We start from the raw sequence: 235 nt of genomic DNA on the forward strand, positions 1-235 counted from the left end.
GGCCGAGGTCGTGACCTGCTCCGGCGTGTCGCCCGCTTCGATACGGTAGGCCGGCGTGACATAGCGCCCGGAGCACAGCTTGCCCTGCGGCACCTCATCATAGGGCTGCCAGTCGAGCTGACTGGCTGACAGGGGCTCGGGCGGAGCGGCCTGTGCCATCAGAGGGGCGCCGGCGACCAGAGGCGCCAGGGTCCACAACAGACGGAAAACCAGTGGCTTGAGCTGCCAGACCGGG

Annotated in this window: 1 protein-coding gene; it reads right to left on the minus strand. The window is 68.9% G+C overall.

The genetic code is table 11. The annotated features are described in order from the left end of the window. On the minus strand, positions 1-235 hold a 235-nt coding region (locus R0J88_RS23590; protein WP_410901401.1), incomplete at both ends, for a hypothetical protein.

The organism is Pseudoalteromonas sp. SIMBA_162 (assembly GCF_046535955.1).
Lineage (GTDB): Bacteria > Pseudomonadota > Gammaproteobacteria > Enterobacterales > Alteromonadaceae > Pseudoalteromonas > Pseudoalteromonas marina.